The sequence below is a fragment of the Streptomyces sp. NPDC002867 genome (assembly GCF_053591895.1).
This window is the reverse complement of the sequence record NZ_JBSFUR010000006.1, coordinates 146582-164531: the sequence shown is the minus strand read 5'-3', so window position 1 is coordinate 164531 and position 17950 is coordinate 146582. Positions and strand designations below refer to the sequence as shown.

Genomic DNA, 17950 nt, shown 5'->3' with positions numbered 1-17950 from the left:
ACCCCGCCCCTTCCCGGAACTGGGGCTTCGCCCCAGACCCCGTACCGCGTTTCGCGCGGTGTCCTCAAACGCCGGACGGGCTGACAAAGTCAGCCCCGCCGGCGAATGAGGCGCCGGGGGTCCCCCACGCCCGCAGGGCGTAGGTGAGGGTCCCTCCCACGGCCGCCAGGCCGTAGGGGGAGGGTCCGGGGGCGGAGCCCCCGGTTCGGGAAGGGGCGGGTAGGGGACTAGCCCGCGCAGCGGCCCCCACCGGCACCCCCATCGGCACTCGAACGCGCGTACTTTAGTGCGGTCTTGTCCCGAAATTCCGACGAGCGTGTAACAGGGGTTAGGGACCCGCTCACCCCCGGGCATTCCCTCCGCATGGAACAGTGCGACACTCCCCTCCCCCTCCACCCCCACCACCTCCCCGAACTCGTGTCCGGCGCCGAGTTGCGCTCACGCGGTGTCACGCCGGGACGGGCCGCGCAGCAGTGCAGGGCCGGTGGGCCCTGGCAGGTGCTGCTGCCCGGGGTGTACCTCCTGCGGTCCGGGGCGGTGACCGGCGAGGAACGGCTGCGCGCCGCGCTCCTGTACGCCGGGCGGCCCGCGGTCCCCGCCCAGCGGAACGACTCGGCGCCGTACGGCCAGGCGATGGTCACCGGGCTCGCCGCGCTCGCGCTGCACGGGTTCTCCGGCGTTCCCCCGCTGAGCACGCTCGACGTGATCGACGTGCTCGTGCCCCGTACGCGGCGTCTGCGGTCCACCGGGTGCGTCCGGCTGGTGCGCGGGCAGGTGCTGCCGATCGCCGAGGAGGCCGGCGGCGTGCCGGTCGCCCCGGTGGCGCGCGCCCTCGCCGACGCCGTCGCCGGGCTGACCGACGCCCCCCAGCGGGTCCGGCTGCTGATGACGGAGGCCGTCCGCCGCGGCTGCGAACCCGCTGCGGTCGTCAGGGAGTTGAGCGACGCCCGGCTGCTCGACCAGCCCCACGTCATGGACGCCGTCGACTTGCTGCTCGCCGAGGGCCGGGCGCTGGCCGAGGGCCGGCTCTACGCGCTGGTGCGCGCGAGCGGCCTGCCCGAGCCGCTGTGGAACGTGGATCTGCGGCTGCCCGGCGGCCCCCACCTCGGCGGGGTCGACGCGTACTGGCCGGACCAGGCCGTCGCCGTCGAGCTGGACACACGCGCGCCCCGGCACGACGAGGACGTCCTGCGGTCGGAGTACGCCCACAAGCGGGACGTACTCGAACGCCTGGGCATCACGGTCGTCCACATCACGCCCCGCAAGCTGCGGGACGCGCCCGAGCAGCAGGCGGTCGTGGTGCGTACGGCCCTGATGGCGGCGGCGGACCGGGAGCCCGCGGCCTATGTGATGGCGCTGCCGCGCTGAGGGACGGAACCGAGCGCCGGCCGGGAGCGCCACAGTTCGAGTCCGATGTCGACCAGGGTGACCCGGTCGAGTCCCGGTACAGCGCCCAGGGCGTGCCACGCGGCCAGATCGGTCGACCCGTTCGTCTCGGACCGCAGTTCACCACCCGTGACGCGGCCCTCGTAGACGATCCTCAGGCCCTGGAAGTCGGCGAACATGCCGAGTTTGCGCGGGTAGCGACGGCGCATCGAGTCGATGCCGAGCAGGGCGGTCATCTCCGCCGCGTAGCCGGTCTCTTCCTCGACCTCGCGGACGACGGTGTCCAGGGGGTCCTCACCGTGGTCCATCCCGCCGCCGGGCAGCGTCCATTTCCTGGTGCCGTCACCCGCCACCCAGCGGGCGAGCAGGATCTGTTCATCCCGTATGCACACGGCGTACGCCGCCACCCTCAGCTCCCTGTTCATCCGGTGAGGCTACCGGCGGGTCGTCGGGGACGGGCGGGTTCGCCGGGGAGAACTCGGGGCCGGACCAGCGCAGCGGCGACGCCGCCTCGGCGTGCACGACGCCGGACACCGTGAAGCGGACGGTGCGGCCGCCGTCCGGCATGTGCTCGGTGCGCGCCGTGCCGGTGAGCTGGAGCGTGGTCCCGGTGCTCCAGTCGAGCAGCAGCAGTCCGGCCCGCGGGTCGCGCTCCAGGTTGCCGAGGGTCAGGAACATCGCGTTGCCGGGATAGTCCTCCCAGCTCAGCTCGGTCGGCGAGACGACCCGGAGGAAGCCCGGGTTCCCGCCGCGGTGGCTCGCGTCGGCGCCGTCGGGTGTGCCCGTGGCGACGAAAAAGGTGTCGGCGGCGCGCACGAAGGCCGTCCGGTCGGGGTCGAGGCGTTCGCCGCGCCGCACGGGACCGGCCGGGGGCGTGTCCGCGCCGGTCTCGTACAGCTCCCTCTTCTGGAGGTACTTGGGGCAGTTGGCGAAGACCCGCTCGGTCTCGACGAGCAGCCCGCGGGCGGACGGGCGGACGGTGCCGCCCATCCGCATCCTCCGGCGTGTGCGCGGGTCCAGGACGATCGCGCCGGCCGCCACGGGAGGACCTGACAGTGTCCGGGCGAGCGGGTCGTGGCCGCGCACGCTCCCGGCGATCGAGACGTGGTGCGCTCCCGTGGCCCGCAGGAATCCGGGCGGTCCGGTGAGCAGCGAGGCCCACATCCGGCCCGCCTCGTCCGCCGCGCCGAGCACGAGCATGGGCTGCAGGCCGAGGAAGGCCGCGGCGACCGGTTTGATGCCGGAGCCGATCGAGCGTCCGACGTGCGCCGCCTGCTCCCGCACGCCGACGCGGCGCTGCACGGCGAGGGAGCCGTGGTGGTAGGGGCCCGGTGCGAGGTCCATGGGAGTCAGCTCCTGAGGGCGGCGGCGGACGGCCTAGAAGAAGCCGCAGGTGGGCGCTGCGGCGCTGGGTGCGGGCGACTCCTCGGCGCCTGACGGCGCGTAGATCTCCAGCCGGGTGCCGTCGGGGTCGTGGAAGAAGATGCCGCCGGACGCCGCGCCTTCCCGGTGGGCGACGACGCCGTCGTGGGCGAAGTCGACGCCGAGGTCCTTCAGGCGCGCCTCGGCCGCACGGACCTCGTTGATGGACGCGGCCTCGAAGGCGAGGTGGTGCAGCCCCGCACGGGTGGCGTCGAAGGCGGATTCCGCCTGCTGCCACAGGGTGAGGACGAGGGTGCCGTCGCGGCCGAGGAAGGCGAAGCGCCGGCCGTCCTCCTTGCCCTCGCCGATGACCTCGAAGCCGAGGGTGTCGGCGTAGAAGGGAAGCGACCGGCCGAGGTCGGTCACGTTGAGGCCGATGTGGCCGCTGGCAAGCGCGCTGCTGGACGTCATGGAAGACCTCTCTGCGTCGTGCGGTTCCGCCTCGATGGCTAACCACTCACATTCAATTTAACGGTTAGGTTCGAGAGGCGCAACCGGACACGTACCCTTGAGGGGTTAGACGCAACGGAGCGAAGGAACACGCATGACCGCCGCCGACCCACGCCCCCTCCTCGGCGAGCCGGTCTCGCTCGACCTCCTCAACACCCGCTGGATGCAGGACGGTGAGCTCCAGGACCTGCTCGAGGACACCGGCGGGCTGGAGATCTGGCTGCGGACGAACGGCCTCGCGGACCGGTTCGCCGCCGACGCGGCCACGCGGGAGAACACCCTCGTCGCCCGGGACGCACTGGCCGCGCTGGTCGACCGCACGGACGCGAAGGCCGCCGCACGCGTCGACGCCGTCCTCGCGCACGGCCGCATCCGCGCCACGCTGACGGACGAAGGCCCCGGCGAGGAGGCGGAGTTCACCGATACGGCCTGGGGACCCGGCTGGATCGCGGCCCGGGACCACCTCGACCTGCTGCGCACCGCGCCCGACCGGATCCGCGCCTGCGCGCACGACGCCTGCGTCCTGCACTTCTTCGACACGTCGCGCAACGGCACCCGCCGCTGGTGCTCCATGGCCCTGTGCGGCAACCGGGCGAAGGCCTCGCGCCATTACGCGCGGACCCGCGAGGGGTGAACAGCGGGCGGCATCGCCTGATTTGACCGCGCTGACGCATCCGGCGCGCTGGCGGATCTCCGCCACGTCGGCTTCACGACTCGATCAAGTCTCCACAAACCGCTGTTCTTTACGAAAGGCTGAGCGGTCATCCGGTACCGAATTCCGGACCCTCTCTTCCACGAACAGGGATGCAGATGACCCCCCAGCCCCAGAGCTCCAGCACAGAGCGCTCCGCACCCGGGCACAGACGCGCTGCCCGGGTGGCGGCGGCCGCCTCGCTCGTGGCCGCACTGGCCGCAGCGGGCGTCGTCCCGGCCGTCGCCTCGGCGCCCGTCGACGACCCCTCGGCCACCAAGGGCCTCAGGACCGCGGCGTCCCCCACGGACAAGCTCGGCACGGCCGACGCCGAACTGCTCGCCGAGGCCGAGGCCGACGGCCGCAAGACCGTGACCGTCATGGTCGCCACCGCCCCCGGGGAGACCGAGCAGGTCGCCGGCCGGCTCGACGCGGTCGAGGGCGCCACGGTCGGCAGGACGTTCGACAAGCTCGGCTATGTCCGTGCGACGCTGCCCACCGCCGAGGCCGAGGACGCCCTGACGGCAGTGGCCAAGCTCTCCAGCGTCCACGGCATCGACCTCAAGCACGAGATCGAGCTGGACGACCCGACGCCGGCCGGCGACCGCGCCGAGGGAGCGGCCACCGCGGCCGAGGGCACCTACCCGGCTCCCGGCAAGGACACGCCCGCCGAGAACCCGTACAACCCGTCCTTCGAGACGGGCGCGGTCGAGTTCGTCGAGGACAATCCCGAGGCCGACGGCCGAGGGGTCACCATCGGCATCCTGGACTCGGGCGTCGACCTCGGGCACCCCGCGCTGCAGAAGACGACCACCGGCGAGCGCAAGATCGTCGACTGGGTCACGGCGACCGACCCGGTGGCCGACGGCGACGGCACCTGGCTGCGGATGGACACTGCCGTCAGCGGCCCGACGTTCACCGCCGGCGGCCGCACCTGGTCCGCCCCGGCCGGGTCGTACGGCTTCCAGACCTTCGCCGAGTCCGCCACCCGTGGCGGCGACATGGCCGGAGACCTCAACCGTGACGGCGACACCACGGACAAGTGGGGTGTGCTGTACGACGCGGGCACCCGCACCGCCCGGGTGGACCTGAACAACGACGGCGACTTCACCAACGACACCGTCATGAAGCCGTACAAGAACGGCTTCCAGGTCGGCTACTTCGGCACCGACAACCCGGCGACCGACGTCGTCGAGCGCATCCCGTTCGTGATCGAGGTCCGCAAGGACGTCGTCCACAACGCCGCCGGCGCCAAGGCCGACTACGTCAGCATCGGTGTGATCGAGGGCTCGCACGGCACCCACGTCGCCGGCATCACCGCCGCCAACGGCCTCTTCGGCGGCGAGATGAACGGCGCCGCGCCCGGCGCCAAGCTCGTCTCCTCGCGCGCGTGCACCTGGTCCGGCGGCTGCACCAACGTGGCCCTGACCGAGGGCATGGCCGACCTGGTCATCAACCGCGGCGTGGACATCGTCAACATGTCCATAGGGGGCCTGCCGGCGCTCAACGACGGCAACAACGCCCGCGCGGAGCTCTACACCCGCCTGATCGACACCTACGGCGTCCAGCTGGTCGTCTCGGCCGGCAACAGCGGCCCCGGCGTCAACACCATCGGCGATCCGTCCCTGGCCGACAAGGTCATCAGCGTCGGCGCCACCATCTCCCGCGAGACCTGGGCCGCGAACTACGGCTCGGTCGTGGAGAAGAAGTACGCGATGCTGCCCTTCTCCTCCCGCGGTCCGCGCGAGGACGGCGGTTTCACGCCGACCCTGAGCGCGCCCGGCGCCGCCATCAACACCACGCAGACCTGGGCGCCCGGCGGCCCGGTCGCCGAGGCGGGCTACCGGCTCCCGCCGGGCTACTCGATGCTCCAGGGCACCTCGATGGCCTCCCCGCAGGCCGCGGGCGCGGCCGCGCTGCTGATCTCGGCGGCCAAGCAGAACGACGTCGAGCTGACCCCGGCGAAGCTGCGCACGGCGCTCGTCAGCACCGCCGACCACATCCGCGGCACGCAGGCGCACGAGGAAGGCGCCGGCCTGATCAACATCGTGGACGCCTGGGACGCCATCGAGGACGGTGCGACCGCCCACGAGTACAGCGTCAAGGCTCCGGTCGACACCGCGATCGACCAGTTCCTGAAGACCCCGGGCTTCGGCACCGGTCTGTACGACCGCGAGGGCGGCCTCAAGGCCGGCGGGAAGAAGACGTACGACGTCGTCGTCACCCGCACCACGGGCCCGGACCGTCCGGTGCGGCACGAGCTGCACTTCGAGAACAACGACGGCACCTTCCGGATCGTCGGTGACGACGAGGTGGCGCTCCCGCTGAACCGGCCGGTCACCGTCAAGGTCGCCGCGGCGCCCCGGTCCGCCGGTGTGCACAGCGCGATCCTGGAGGTCGACGACCACCGGACCGAGGGCATCGACAAGCAGGTCCTCACCACGGTGGTCGCCTCGCACGAGCTGGCGCAGCCCTCGTACACGCTGTCCGCGTCCGGCTCGGTGCAGCGCAACAGCCACAAGTCCTACTTCGTCACCGTTCCGAAGGGTGCGAAGAGCCTGGAGATCGCGCTCGGCGGTCTCGCGGCGGGCAGCCAGACCCGGTTCGTCTCCCTCCACCCGTACGGTGTGCCGTCGGACCCGACGTCGACGGTGAACTGCTACCCGAACTACACCAACCCGGCGAACACCTGCCGCCCCGACCTGCGGTCGTACGCGAACCCGCAGCCGGGCGTCTGGGAGGTCGAGGTCGAGTCGCGCCGTACGTCGCCGCTGCTCGACAACCCGTACCAGCTGGACGTCGCCGTGCTCGGCGCCTCCTTCGACCCGGCCGTCCAGACCCTGGCCGAGGCGAAGATCGGCACCCCGGCCGCGGTGCGGTGGAACGTGACCAACGGCTTCGCCGCCATCGACGGCAAGCTGGCCGGCGGCTCGCTCGGCTCCTCGAAGGTCGCCAAGCCGACGATCGCCCACCGCGAGACGCAGACGACCACGGTCGTCATCGGCGAGGGCGTCGAGCGCTTCGACGTCGCCATCGGCAACGTCTCCGACAAGGCCGCCGACCTCGACCTCGCGGTCAAGAAGGACGGCGTGACGGTCGGCTCGTCCGCGGACGGCGACTCGGAGGAGGCGGTCAGCCTGGTGAAGCCGGCGGCCGGTACGTACACCATCGAGGTCGACGGCTACTCGGTCCCGGCCAAGACCACGACGTACGACTACCGCGACGTCTACTTCGCGCCCTCGCTCGGCCAGGTCAAGGTCGGCGCGGACCCCGTGAAGCTCGCCAACGGCGCGACCGCGCAGGTCACCGCCGAGGTCCTCGTGAACAGCGCGGCTCCCGAGGGACGGCAGTTCTTCGGCGAGGTGCGGCTGCTGAACGCGCGCGGCACGGCCGCGGGCACCGGCAGCGTCGTGATCGGGAAGGTCGCACCATAACGGTGTGATGCGGTGGGGGGGGCGGGCGTCCGAGAGGCGCCCGCCCTTCCGTGTGTGTGGCGTGCGTCCCGTTCCGCGGACAATCGATTGGACAAGGCGGCCGGGGACATACGCATCATGGAGCGGCACCCCATGCCGCAAGATGGTGCACAAACGTACGGAGGAGTCCCCGTGAAGGTCGGAATCGTCGGAGCCACCGGGCAGGTCGGCACGGTCATGCGCAAGATCCTTGCCGAGCGGAAGTTCCCGGTCGACGAGCTCAGGCTCTTCGCCTCCGCCCGTTCGGCGGGCTCCACCATCGCGTGGGAGGGCCGTGAGATCACGGTCGAGGACGCCTCCACGGCGGACTACACCGGACTGGACATCGTCCTGTTCTCGGCCGGCGGCGCGACCTCCAATGCGCTCGCCGAGAAGGTCGCCTCGCAGGGCCCGGTCGTGATCGACAACTCCTCGGCCTGGCGCCGCGACCCCGAGGTGCCGCTCGTCGTCTCCGAGGTGAACCCGCACGCGATCAAGGACCGCCCCAAGGGGATCATCGCCAACCCGAACTGCACCACGATGGCCGCGATGCCGGTCCTCAAGCCGCTGCACCAGGAGGCCGGCCTCGTCTCGATGGTCGCGACCACCTACCAGGCCGTTTCCGGGTCCGGTCTCGCGGGCGTCGCGGAGCTGGACGACCAGGTCAAGGCGGTCGCCGACCGTGCCGCCGAGCTGACGCACGACGGCGAGGCCGTCGTCTTCCCCGAGCCGGGCGTCTACCAGCGCACCATCGCCTTCAACGTCCTGCCGCTCGCCGGCAACCTCGTGGACGACGGCTCCCACGAGACGGACGAGGAGCAGAAGCTCCGCAACGAGTCCCGCAAGATCCTGGAGATCCCGGAGCTCAAGGTCTCGGGCACCTGTGTGCGCGTGCCGGTCTTCTCGGGCCACTCGCTTCAGGTCAACGTCCGCTTCGAGCGTCCGATCGGCGTGGAGCGCGCGTACGAGCTGCTGAAGGACGCGCCGGGCGTGGAGCTCTCCGAGATCCCGACCCCGCTCCAGGCGGCCGGCAAGGACGCCTCGTACGTGGGCCGCATCCGCGTGGACGAGACGGTGGACAACGGCCTGGCGCTGTTCGTGTCCAACGACAACCTGCGCAAGGGCGCGGCGCTGAACGCCGTGCAGATCGCGGAGCTGGTCGCGGACGAGCTGCGCGGCTGAAGGCCCTGACCGGAGCCGAGGGGGCGATCGCCGGAAGGTGATAGCCCCCTTGTGCGTGCCATGGCGGGCTGCCGCCGTGACGTCCCTGGTCAGGGGCCGGGCGCGGGCGGAGCCGGAGACCACCGCCGACGGCCGGCACCCTGTGCGGCGGCGCGGTGACCGGGTCGAAATCTCCCGGGCGGAGCCCCTTGGGCGCGTGGAAGGATGGCCGCAAACATCGCAGACCGAGGAGATGACCGGGTGCCTGGCACAAACCTGACCCGTGAAGAGGCGCAGCAGCGGGCGCGCCTGCTCACCGTTGACTCGTACGAGATCGATCTCGATCTCTCCGGGGCGCAGGACGGCGGGACCTACCGGTCCGAGACCACTGTGCGCTTCGCGTCCGCCGAGAACGGTGCGGAGACCTTCATCGACCTGGTCGCCCCCGCCGTGCACGAGGTCGTGCTGAACGGGAAGTCGCTCGACGTCGCCGCGGTCTTCCGGGACTCGCGGGTCACGCTGAAGCACCTGCAGGCGGGCGACAACGAGCTGAGGGTCGTCGCCGACTGCTCGTACACCAACACGGGCGAGGGCCTGCACCGCTTCGTCGACCCCGTCGACGGGCAGGCCTACCTCTACACCCAGTTCGAGGTGCCGGACGCGCGCCGCGTCTTCGCCAGCTTCGAGCAGCCCGACCTCAAGGCGACCTTCCGGTTCACCGTGAAGGCGCCCGGGGGCTGGACCGTGATCTCCAATGCGCCGACGCCGGAGCCGCAGGACGACATCTGGCGCTTCGAGCCGACGCCGCGCATCTCGACGTACATTACGGCCCTGATCGCCGGGCCGTACCACAGCGTGCACAGCTCGTACGAGAAGGACGGGCAGTCCGTCCCGCTCGGCATCTACTGCCGCCCCTCGCTGGCCGAGTTCCTGGACGCGGACGCGATCTTCGAGGTCACGCGGCAGGGCTTCGACTGGTTCCAGGAGAAGTTCGACTACGCCTACCCGTTCGCGAAGTACGACCAGCTCTTCGTGCCGGAGTTCAACGCGGGCGCGATGGAGAACGCGGGCGCGGTGACCATCCGCGACCAGTACGTCTTCCGTTCGAAGGTGACGGACGCGGCGTACGAGGTGCGGGCGGAGACGATCCTGCACGAGCTCGCCCACATGTGGTTCGGCGACCTCGTCACCATGGAGTGGTGGAACGACCTGTGGCTGAACGAGTCGTTCGCCACCTACACCTCGATCGCGTGCCAGGCGTACGCGCCAGGCTCGAAGTGGCCGCACTCGTGGACCACGTTCGCGAACTCGATGAAGACCTGGGCGTACCGGCAGGACCAGCTGCCGTCGACGCACCCGATCATGGCCGAGATCCGCGACCTCGATGACGTTCTCGTGAACTTCGACGGCATCACGTACGCCAAGGGTGCGTCGGTTCTCAAGCAGCTCGTCGCCTACGTCGGCATGGACGAGTTCTTCCGCGGCGTGCAGGCGTACTTCAAGACGCACGCCTTCGGCAACACGCGGCTGTCGGACCTGCTGGGCGCGCTGGAGGAGACCAGCGGCCGGGACCTGAGGACCTGGTCGAAGGCGTGGCTGGAGACGGCCGGCATCAACATCCTGCGGCCCGAGATCGCCACGGACGGCTCGGGAGTCGTCACCGGCTTCGCGGTGAAGCAGGAGGCCCCGGCGCTTCCCGCGGGCGCCAAGGGCGAGCCCGTCCTGCGGCCGCACCGGATCGCGATCGGCCTCTACGACCTGGACGGGTCCGGCAAGCTGGTGCGCACCGAGCGCGTCGAGCTGGACGTCGACGGTGAACTGACCGAGGTCCCGGAGCTGGTGGGCAGGGCCCGCCCCGCCGTCGTCCTGCTCAACGACGACGACCTGTCGTACGCGAAGGTCCGCCTCGACGAGGAGTCCCTGCGGAACGTCACCCAGCACCTGGGCGACTTCACCGAGTCCCTGCCGCGCGCGCTGTGCTGGGCCTCTGCCTGGGACATGACCCGCGACGGCGAGCTCGCCACCCGCGACTACCTGGCGCTGGTCCTGTCCGGGATCGGCAAGGAGTCCGACATCGGTGTGGTCCAGTCGCTGCACCGCCAGGTCAAGCTGGCCATCGACCTGTACGCGGCGCCCGCCTGGCGCGAGACCGGCCTGACCCAGTGGACGGACGCGACGCTGGCGCACCTGCGGGCGGCGGAGCCGGGCAGTGACCACCAGCTGGCCTGGGCACGGGCGTTCGCCGCGACCGCGCGCACGCCGCAGCAGCTGGACCTGCTCCAGGCGCTGCTCGACGGCACCGAGACGATCGAGGGCCTGGCCGTCGACACGGAGCTGCGCTGGGCGTTCGTGGAGCGGCTGGCGGCGACGGGCGTCTTCGACGAGGAGGAGATCGCCGGCGAGTACGAGCGGGACAGGACCGCGGCCGGTGAGCGGCACGCGGCCACCGCGCGGGCCGCGCGTCCGACGCCGGAGGCCAAGGCGGAGGCATGGGCGTCGGTCGTCGAGTCCCCTGCGTCCGATTCGGGGACAGCGCTGCCGAACGCCGTGCAGGAGGCCGTGATCGGCGGCTTCGTCCAGACCGACCAGCGCGATCTGCTCGCTCCCTACACGGAGAAGTACTTCGCGGCGGTCAAGGGCGTCTGGGAGTCCCGCAGCCACGAGATGGCGCAGCAGGTCGCCGTCGGTCTCTACCCCTCGCTCCAGGTCTCGCAGGAGACCCTCGACGCCACCGACTCCTGGCTGAAGGCGGCCGAGCCCAACGCGGCGCTGCGCAGGCTCGTCTCGGAGTCGCGTGCGGGCGTCGAGCGTGCGCTGAAGGCGCAGGCGGCGGACGCGGCGGCGGCAGCGGCAGCGGCATTGGCAGCGGAGTGACACAAGAGGAATAGAAAACCTCTGCAACTGGCGGCGCGCCGGGGCCCGTTCGGCCCGGCGCGCCTCCTTGTATTTTCGGCCGTCGACAACGCGCCAGACCGAAACCCTGAGTCAACAACCGTGCTCCGACCGGGATATGCTCCCGCCCGTCGCTTCATGTGATCTTTCCCGTTCGATTCTGAGGATGCTGATGGTTCGACAGGGAACGTCGACCGGAAGTCCGCGGACGAGGGCGAGCCTCGTCTGGCAGCTGCCCGTCGCCGTGACCACCGTGGCCGCGATCGCGGCCGCGTTCCTGGTCTCCGCGTCGGCTCGCACCCCCGTACTGATCGTCTCCGCCGTGGCCGTCGCCATGGTCGCCGTCGCCTGCGCCGTGGTGGCGCGCCGGAACAGACTGGTGGCCGAGCTGCGCGAGCGGGTCGCGGCCCAGGACGCGCTGCTCGCCCGCCGCGCGGCCGAGACCGGCCGCCTCGCGGGCGAGCTGCTGCCCCAGGTGGTCGAGGCGCTGCGCAACGGCGGCTTTCCCGAGGACGTGCTCGCCGCCGTCGACGCGCCGGCCGAGCACCACGCGGTGCTCCGCTCCGTCGTCGACGCGGTCAGCGCCGAGGAGGACCTGCGCGAGTCCGCGCAGCGCGCCTTCGTGAACATCGCCCGCCGCGTACAGGCCATCGTCCACCAGCAGGCCCAGGAACTGCGGGAGATGGAGGACCGGCACGGCGGCACTCCGGAGGTCTTCGGCGACCTGCTGCGCATCGACCACGGCACCGCGCTGATCGGCCGGCTCGCCGACTCCATCGCCGTCCTCGGCGGTGCCCGCCCGGGCCGCCAGTGGAGCAAGGCCGTCCCGCTCTACAGCGTGATGCGCGGCGCCATGTCCCGCATCATCGACTACCAGCGCGTGGAACTGCACTCGGTCTCCGAGGTCGCCGTCGTCGGCACCGCCGTCGAACCGCTGATCCACGCCCTGTCCGAGCTGCTGGACAACGCCACCCGCTACTCGCCGCCGCAGACCAAGGTCCATCTGACCGCGGTGGACGTGCAGTCGGGCATCGCCATCGAGATCGAGGACGGCGGCGTCAGCATGAGCGAGGAGGCGCGCAGGCGCGCCGAGCGGATGCTGCGCCAGGCGCAGCAGGGCATCGATGTCAACGACCTGGGCGAGACCCCGCGCCTCGGGCTCGCCGTGGTCGGCCGGCTCTCGCAGGCGTACGGCTTCCAGGTGTCGCTGCGCTCCTCCGCGTACGGCGGCGTGCGCGCCGTCCTCGTCGTCCCCCAGGCGCTGATCACCACGTCCGCGTCGGCGACCGGTCTGGCGCACGGCATCGGCGCCGCCTCCGGCCCCCGCCTCGAAGGCTCCGACACCCACGAGCGGCTGCCGCGGCCGGTCACCGGCCCCACGGCGCCCCTGCCCGCGGAGGACGCACCGCAGGTGACCGAGCGGACGGCGAACGGCCTGCCCCAGCGGCGCCGCAAGAACCGGGTGACCGCTCCCGCCGTCCCCGCGGCCGGGGCGGCGACGACCCCTGCGGCTCCCGCGACCCGGCCGGGCGCCGCGGCGGACGCCGCACCGGCGGTGCAGCCCGGCATGTGGCTGGCCGCCTTCCAGAGCGGCCTGTCCGGCGACACCCCCCCGACGAACAACGGAAACGAGCAGCCATGATTCAGCGGCAGTCCCACCAGAGCAACATGGACTGGATGCTCAAGGACCTGGCAGAGGGCGTACCGCAGACCCGAAACGTCGTCGTGCTGTCCGCCGACGGACTGCGCATGGCGCAGTACGGCGCGGACACGGACACGGCCGACCGGCTGGCCGCCGCCTGCGCCGGACTGCAGAGCCTCGCGGCCGCGGTCGCCTCCGAACTCCCGCACGGCGACGGCCAGATGCGGCTCGTCGTCATCGAGATGAACGGCGGCTTCTTCTACCTGATGGCGGCCGGCGCCGGCGCCTACCTCGCGGTGCTCGCCGACGAGGGCGTGGACGCCGGGCTGATGGGCCAGCGCATGCGGGACCTCGTGCTGCGGATCGGAGAGCACCTGAGCACGCCGCCGCGGCACGAGGGGCAGACCGCGTGAGCGAAGCGGACGAGGACTGGGAACCGAGCAGTCCGGAGCGGCTGTACGTCATCACCGGCGGCCGCAGCGGTTCCTTCGCGCCGACCGCCTTAGACCTGGTCACACTGATCGTGGCCAGGTCGGGACCCAAACCCGGGATGCAGCCGGAGCACGCGGCCATCATCCGCATCTGCCAGGCGCCGCTCTCGGTGGCCGAGATATCCGCCTATCTGGGCCTGCCGGTGAGTGTGATCACCGTGCTGCTCAGCGACCTGTTGGCCGGGGACAAGGTGCTGGCACGCGCACCCGTCCGGGCCGCTCACCTCCCCGACCGCGCTTTGATTGAGGCAGTGATCGATGGACTTCAGAAGCTCTGAGCAGGCTCTCGGCCCGCGGAGCGAGGACGTGCTGCCGTCGACCGCCACGGCCGCCGTCAAGGTGGTCATCGTGGGTGGCTTCGGTGTCGGCAAGACGACCCTGGTCGGTTCGGTCAGCGAGATCAGGCCGCTGACGACCGAGGAGACGATGACGCAGGCCGGGGTCGGCGTGGACGACACCCAGGGCGTGGAACGCAAGACGGCGACGACCGTCGCGATGGACTTCGGCCGCATCAGCATCAACGAGGAACTGGTGCTGTACCTGTTCGGCACTCCCGGTCAGGAGCGCTTCTGGTTCCTGTGGCGCGGGCTGTTCGAGGGCGCGCTCGGCGCGGTGGTGCTGGTCGACACCCGCCGGCTGGAGGTCAGCTTCGACGTCATCGGGCGGCTGGAGGAGCGCGGCGTCCCGTTCGTGGTCGCGGTCAACTCCTTCCCGGACGCTCCGGACTACCCGGTGGAGGAGCTGCGCGCCGCGCTGGACCTGCCCGAGTCGGTGCCGATCGTGCTGTGCGACGCGCGGCAGCGCGCGTCCAGCCGGGACGTCCTGATGACCCTGATGCGTTACCTGCAGTGCCTGGCCCAGGCCCAGGCGGCGTCGTGACCGGTCGCCGGCCCCGTGCGGCCGGGGCCGGCGAGGGTCTCGCGCAGGCGGGCCGCCGCCGGTGGTGGTGGTCACGCCTCGGATCCGGCCACCGATGGGCCGTTGCGCTCCGGTATGCCGGGGATTCGCCCCATTGGATCAGCCAATCCTGCTGAGTACGATGCGCTAGATGATCATCCTGAGGTGCAAGTTGCGCGTGTGACAACGGAGTTGACGTGCCGCACCCGCATCGAGAGGCAGGCCGCAGTGGAGTCCGAGCTGACCGTTCCCCCGATCTTCTCGCCCATTCCACCGGCGATACACCCGCGGCACGCGGACATAGACGTCCAGACCGCGGCCTGGGCCGAGACGTACCGCATCGGCTCCGAGGCGCTGCGCGCCAAGCTGGTGGCGCAGGACATCGGCACGTTCTCGGCGCGGATCCTGCCCGAGGGCCGCGAGGAGGTCGTCTCGCTCCTCGCCGACTTCGTCCTGTGGCTCTTCGGAGTGGACGACGGCCGCTGCGAGGAGGGCGAACCGGGCCACCGGCCCGGCGACCTGGCCGGCCTGCTGCACCGCCTGGTCCGGGTGGCGCAGAACCCCGAGGCGCCGATGATGCAGGACGACCCGCTGGCCGCGGGCCTGCGGGACCTGCGGATGCGCGTCGACCGGTACGGCACGGCGGGCCAGACGGCCCGCTGGGTGGACGCCCTGCGCGAATACTTCTTCTCGGTGGTGTGGGAGGCCGCCCACCGCCGGGCCGGCACCCTGCCCGACCTCAACGACTACACCCTGATGCGGCTGTACGACGGCGCGACGTCGGTCGTCCTGCCCATGCTGGAGATGGGCCACGGCTACGAGCTCCAGCCCCACGAGCGGGACCGCACCGCGGTGCGCGCCGCGGCCGAGATGGCGTCGTTCGTCATCACCTGGGACAACGACATCTTCTCCCACCACAAGGAGCGCAGGGCCCCCGGCTACTGCCTCAACGCCCTGCGCGTGCTGGAGCAGCAGGGCATGAGCACCGAACAGGCGCTCACGACCGCGACAGCCCAGCGGGACCGGGTGATGTGCCTGTACATGCGCCTGTGCGGGCAGTTGTCCGAGCAGGGCAGCCCCCAGCTGCGCCAGTACCTGCGCAGCCTGTCCAGCTTCATACGCGGGGCCCAGGACTGGGGCATCAGCTCGGTGCGCTGCACCACCCACGACGACCCGGCGAACCTGCCGCCCGTCTTCAGCGACGCCCCGACGGACGACCGCCACGAGCCGCTGGACATCCCCGCCATCGCCTGGTGGTGGGACCTCGTGCCCGGCGCCGTCCCCATCGTGCACGGGCGGCACGCCGCGCGCGCCGCCTGGAACGGGCACCCAGAGGACTTCGTGCCGATGGTCGTGACGCCCCGGGACGCGTGAGACGGGCGCGGGCCCTCGCGCCGACGGCCGGCCGCCGCGGCTCAGCTTCCCCGTGACGGTTCACGCAGGGCCGACAGCACCCGCGCGATGCCCGGGGACGTCTCCGAGCCGCGCCGTACCGCCGCCAGGACGTGACGGCGCGGCTGGTCCCGCTCCAGCACGCGCATCACCACGCCGCCCCGGCGCTCCGCCGCCATGCGCGGCACCAGCGCGACGCCCATCCCGGCCTCGACCATCGCCAGGATGGCGGTCCAGCCCGCCGCGCTGTGCGCCTGTTCGGGCACGAAACCGGCGCTCTCGCAGGCCGCGAGTGTGATCTCCGACCAGGGACCGCTGCCGCCGAAGATCCAGGGCTCGTCCGACAGGTCGGCCAGCCGCAGCCCGTCCCGCCCCACGAGCGGGTGGTCCGCCGGCAGCGCCACGTCCAGCGGGTCGGCGAGCAGGGGCACCAGGGCGAACCGGGGATCGCGGGCCGTCGGCGCCTGGGCGGCCAGCGAGAGCGCCAGGTCCACCCGGCCCGAGGACAGCAGGTCGTACGCCTCGGCCGCCTCCGCCTCCCTGACGCGGACCTCCAGCCCCGGATACGCAGCCCGCAGCCTCCGCACGGCGGGCACGACCAGCGCGGGCACCGCCGTCGAGAACGCCCCGACGCGCACCGTGCCCGTCTCGCCCCGCAGGTACCCGGCCAGTTCGGCGTCCGCGCGCTCCAACTGGGCGAACACCGACTCCGCGTGACGCAGCACCAGGTGGGCGGCGTCGGTGAGCCGGACACGGCGGCCGTGCGCCTCGAGGAGCGGGACGCCGAGCTGCGAGGCCAGGTTCGACAGCTGCTGCGAGACGGCCGAGGGCGTCATCAGCAGCGCCTCGGCCGTCGCCGTCACGGTCCCCCGCTCGCTGAGCGTGCGCAGGATCCGCAACTTCCTGATGTCCCACTCCCGCGTACCGGTCATGCCCGCACGCTATCCGGGCCGGGCACGGCCACCGCTCCCTGGTGCGGCGCGGCCCTTTCCCCGGCGGTCACGTGGCGGCCGTCGCGCCTCTCGCCGCCGCGAGCATCACTCCGCCGAGGATCAGCCCCATGCTCACGAACTGCGCCGGCCCCATCGACTCGCCCAGCACGGCGTACGACAGCAGCGCCACGCACACGGGCTGCAGGTAGTAGACGGCTCCCGCGCGGGCGGCGCCGATCAGGGCGATGGCGCGGTTCCAGGCGAAGAAGGCGACCGCCGAGGAGAAGACGCCGACGTACACCAGCGGACCCACCGTTCCCGCCGTCGGGGCGAAGCCGCCCTGGAGGGCGAGACTGACGGCGAAGACGGGCGCGAGCAGCAGCGCGCCCAGCACGAAGGTGACGAAGAGCAGGACCAGCCCGTCGATCCCGGCGGGACGCCGTCGCAGCAGCGCGCTGTACGAGGCGAAGCTGAGCGCCGCGGCGAACATCCACAGGTCTCCGGCGGAGAAGTCCACCGCCAGAGAGCCGTCGCCGACCAGCAGCAGCACACCCCCGCAGGCGACCAGCATCCCCGTGGTGCGGCGCGCGCCGAGCCGTGTCCCGCCCAGCCTCTCGTACAGCGCCATCACCACGGGCGAGGCGGCCATGATCATGCCCATGTTGCCCGCGGACGTGGTGAGTCCGGCCTGGTTGACGAGGGTGTTGTAGACGGTGACGCCGAGCAGGGAGGCGGCGAGCAGGAAGCGCAGACGGCCGCGGATCAGCGCGCGCTGCCGCCAGGCGGCGCGCACCGCGAAGGGCGCCACCGCGACGACGGCCACGATCCAGCGCCAGAAGGCGGCCTGCACCGGCGGCACGGAGTCGTGCAGGGCCCGGGAGGTGACGAAGCTGCCGGACCAGACGACGGTCGCCACCGCCGCGCACAGCAGCCCCGGCGCCGCTCCGCGCCGCGCCCATCGCGCGGCGGTCGTCCCCCTCGTGGTGAGGGCGTGCTCCGGGGCCGTCACGGGCATCCTGTGCCTTCCTGTCGGGGTGGGCCGGTGCGTCCACCGTCACCCGGGAAGACTCCTCAGGTCCATCGAATACTTACGACGATTCTTTTCAGCAGATCTGAACGATCGCCTCCCTGGCACGACAAGC

Annotated in this window: 15 protein-coding genes; 10 read left to right on the top strand and 5 right to left on the bottom strand. The window is 71.9% G+C overall.

Annotated elements, in window-relative coordinates; all coding sequences use genetic code 11:
* The first annotated feature begins 363 nt into the window (after window positions 1-363).
* Complete coding sequence (locus tag ACWD0A_RS08185) at window positions 364-1368, top strand: hypothetical protein (RefSeq protein WP_451295795.1); 1005 nt, start codon at window positions 364-366, stop codon at window positions 1366-1368.
* Here ACWD0A_RS08185 and ACWD0A_RS08180 read toward each other — a convergent pair.
* From ACWD0A_RS08180 to ACWD0A_RS08170, 3 genes are read right to left on the bottom strand one after another with little or no spacing between them, the layout of a single operon-like run.
* The gene (locus ACWD0A_RS08180; RefSeq protein ID WP_451295793.1) at window positions 1344-1811 is read right to left on the bottom strand and encodes an NUDIX hydrolase; all 468 of its coding nucleotides are present in this window, start codon (window positions 1809-1811) and stop codon (window positions 1344-1346) included. The two genes, ACWD0A_RS08185 and ACWD0A_RS08180, sit on opposite strands and share 25 nt — an antisense overlap.
* Window positions 1762-2730: a pyridoxamine 5'-phosphate oxidase family protein gene (locus ACWD0A_RS08175; RefSeq protein WP_451295791.1), complete on the bottom strand. Its 969-nt coding sequence runs from the start codon at window positions 2728-2730 to the stop codon at window positions 1762-1764. The genes ACWD0A_RS08180 and ACWD0A_RS08175 overlap by 50 nt, the downstream gene beginning before the upstream one ends.
* Window positions 2731-2763: 33 nt before the next feature.
* Entirely contained in the window at window positions 2764-3219 is a 456-nt protein-coding gene (locus ACWD0A_RS08170; RefSeq protein WP_451295789.1) for a VOC family protein, read from the bottom strand.
* 133 nt (window positions 3220-3352) lie between these two features.
* Here ACWD0A_RS08170 and ACWD0A_RS08165 point away from each other — a divergent pair, with 133 nt between their 5' ends.
* From ACWD0A_RS08165 to ACWD0A_RS08125, 9 genes are all read left to right on the top strand, one after another.
* Complete coding sequence (locus tag ACWD0A_RS08165; protein WP_451295787.1) at window positions 3353-3892, top strand: CGNR zinc finger domain-containing protein; 540 nt, start codon at window positions 3353-3355, stop codon at window positions 3890-3892.
* Window positions 3893-4062: 170 nt separating this feature from the next.
* Window positions 4063-7383: a S8 family serine peptidase gene (locus tag ACWD0A_RS08160; RefSeq protein WP_451295785.1), complete on the top strand. Its 3321-nt coding sequence runs from the start codon at window positions 4063-4065 to the stop codon at window positions 7381-7383.
* Window positions 7384-7554: 171 nt separating this feature from the next.
* Complete coding sequence (locus ACWD0A_RS08155; RefSeq protein ID WP_451295783.1) at window positions 7555-8583, top strand: aspartate-semialdehyde dehydrogenase; 1029 nt, start codon at window positions 7555-7557, stop codon at window positions 8581-8583.
* A gap of 240 nt (window positions 8584-8823) precedes the next feature.
* A complete protein-coding gene (gene pepN, locus ACWD0A_RS08150; protein ID WP_451295781.1) occupies window positions 8824-11436 on the top strand; it encodes an aminopeptidase N in 2613 nt (870 codons plus the stop codon).
* Window positions 11437-11626: 190 nt separating this feature from the next.
* Window positions 11627-13096 (top strand): sensor histidine kinase, encoded by a 1470-nt coding sequence (locus tag ACWD0A_RS08145; protein ID WP_451295779.1) that lies wholly within the window; start codon window positions 11627-11629, stop codon window positions 13094-13096.
* Window positions 13093-13509 carry a roadblock/LC7 domain-containing protein gene (locus ACWD0A_RS08140; RefSeq protein WP_451295777.1) on the top strand — a complete coding sequence of 139 codons (417 nt, stop codon included), beginning with the start codon at window positions 13093-13095 and terminating at the stop codon, window positions 13507-13509. Before ACWD0A_RS08145 ends, ACWD0A_RS08140 begins: the two co-directional genes overlap by 4 nt.
* The gene (locus ACWD0A_RS08135) at window positions 13506-13865 is read left to right on the top strand and encodes a DUF742 domain-containing protein (RefSeq protein WP_451295775.1); all 360 of its coding nucleotides are present in this window, start codon (window positions 13506-13508) and stop codon (window positions 13863-13865) included. Before ACWD0A_RS08140 ends, ACWD0A_RS08135 begins: the two co-directional genes overlap by 4 nt.
* The gene (locus tag ACWD0A_RS08130; RefSeq protein ID WP_451295773.1) at window positions 13846-14466 is read left to right on the top strand and encodes a GTP-binding protein; all 621 of its coding nucleotides are present in this window, start codon (window positions 13846-13848) and stop codon (window positions 14464-14466) included. The genes ACWD0A_RS08135 and ACWD0A_RS08130 overlap by 20 nt, the downstream gene beginning before the upstream one ends.
* A gap of 246 nt (window positions 14467-14712) precedes the next feature.
* Window positions 14713-15858: a selina-4(15),7(11)-diene synthase gene (locus ACWD0A_RS08125; RefSeq protein WP_451295955.1), complete on the top strand. Its 1146-nt coding sequence runs from the start codon at window positions 14713-14715 to the stop codon at window positions 15856-15858.
* 41 nt (window positions 15859-15899) lie between these two features.
* Here the strand turns inward: ACWD0A_RS08125 and ACWD0A_RS08120 are convergent, their stop codons facing one another.
* Both ACWD0A_RS08120 and ACWD0A_RS08115 read right to left on the bottom strand, forming a co-directional pair.
* Window positions 15900-16808, bottom strand: coding sequence for a LysR family transcriptional regulator (locus ACWD0A_RS08120; protein WP_451295771.1), 909 nt, complete (start codon window positions 16806-16808; stop codon window positions 15900-15902).
* Window positions 16809-16875: 67 nt separating this feature from the next.
* The gene (locus ACWD0A_RS08115) at window positions 16876-17823 is read right to left on the bottom strand and encodes a DMT family transporter (RefSeq protein ID WP_451295769.1); all 948 of its coding nucleotides are present in this window, start codon (window positions 17821-17823) and stop codon (window positions 16876-16878) included.
* Window positions 17824-17950 lie beyond the last annotated feature (127 nt).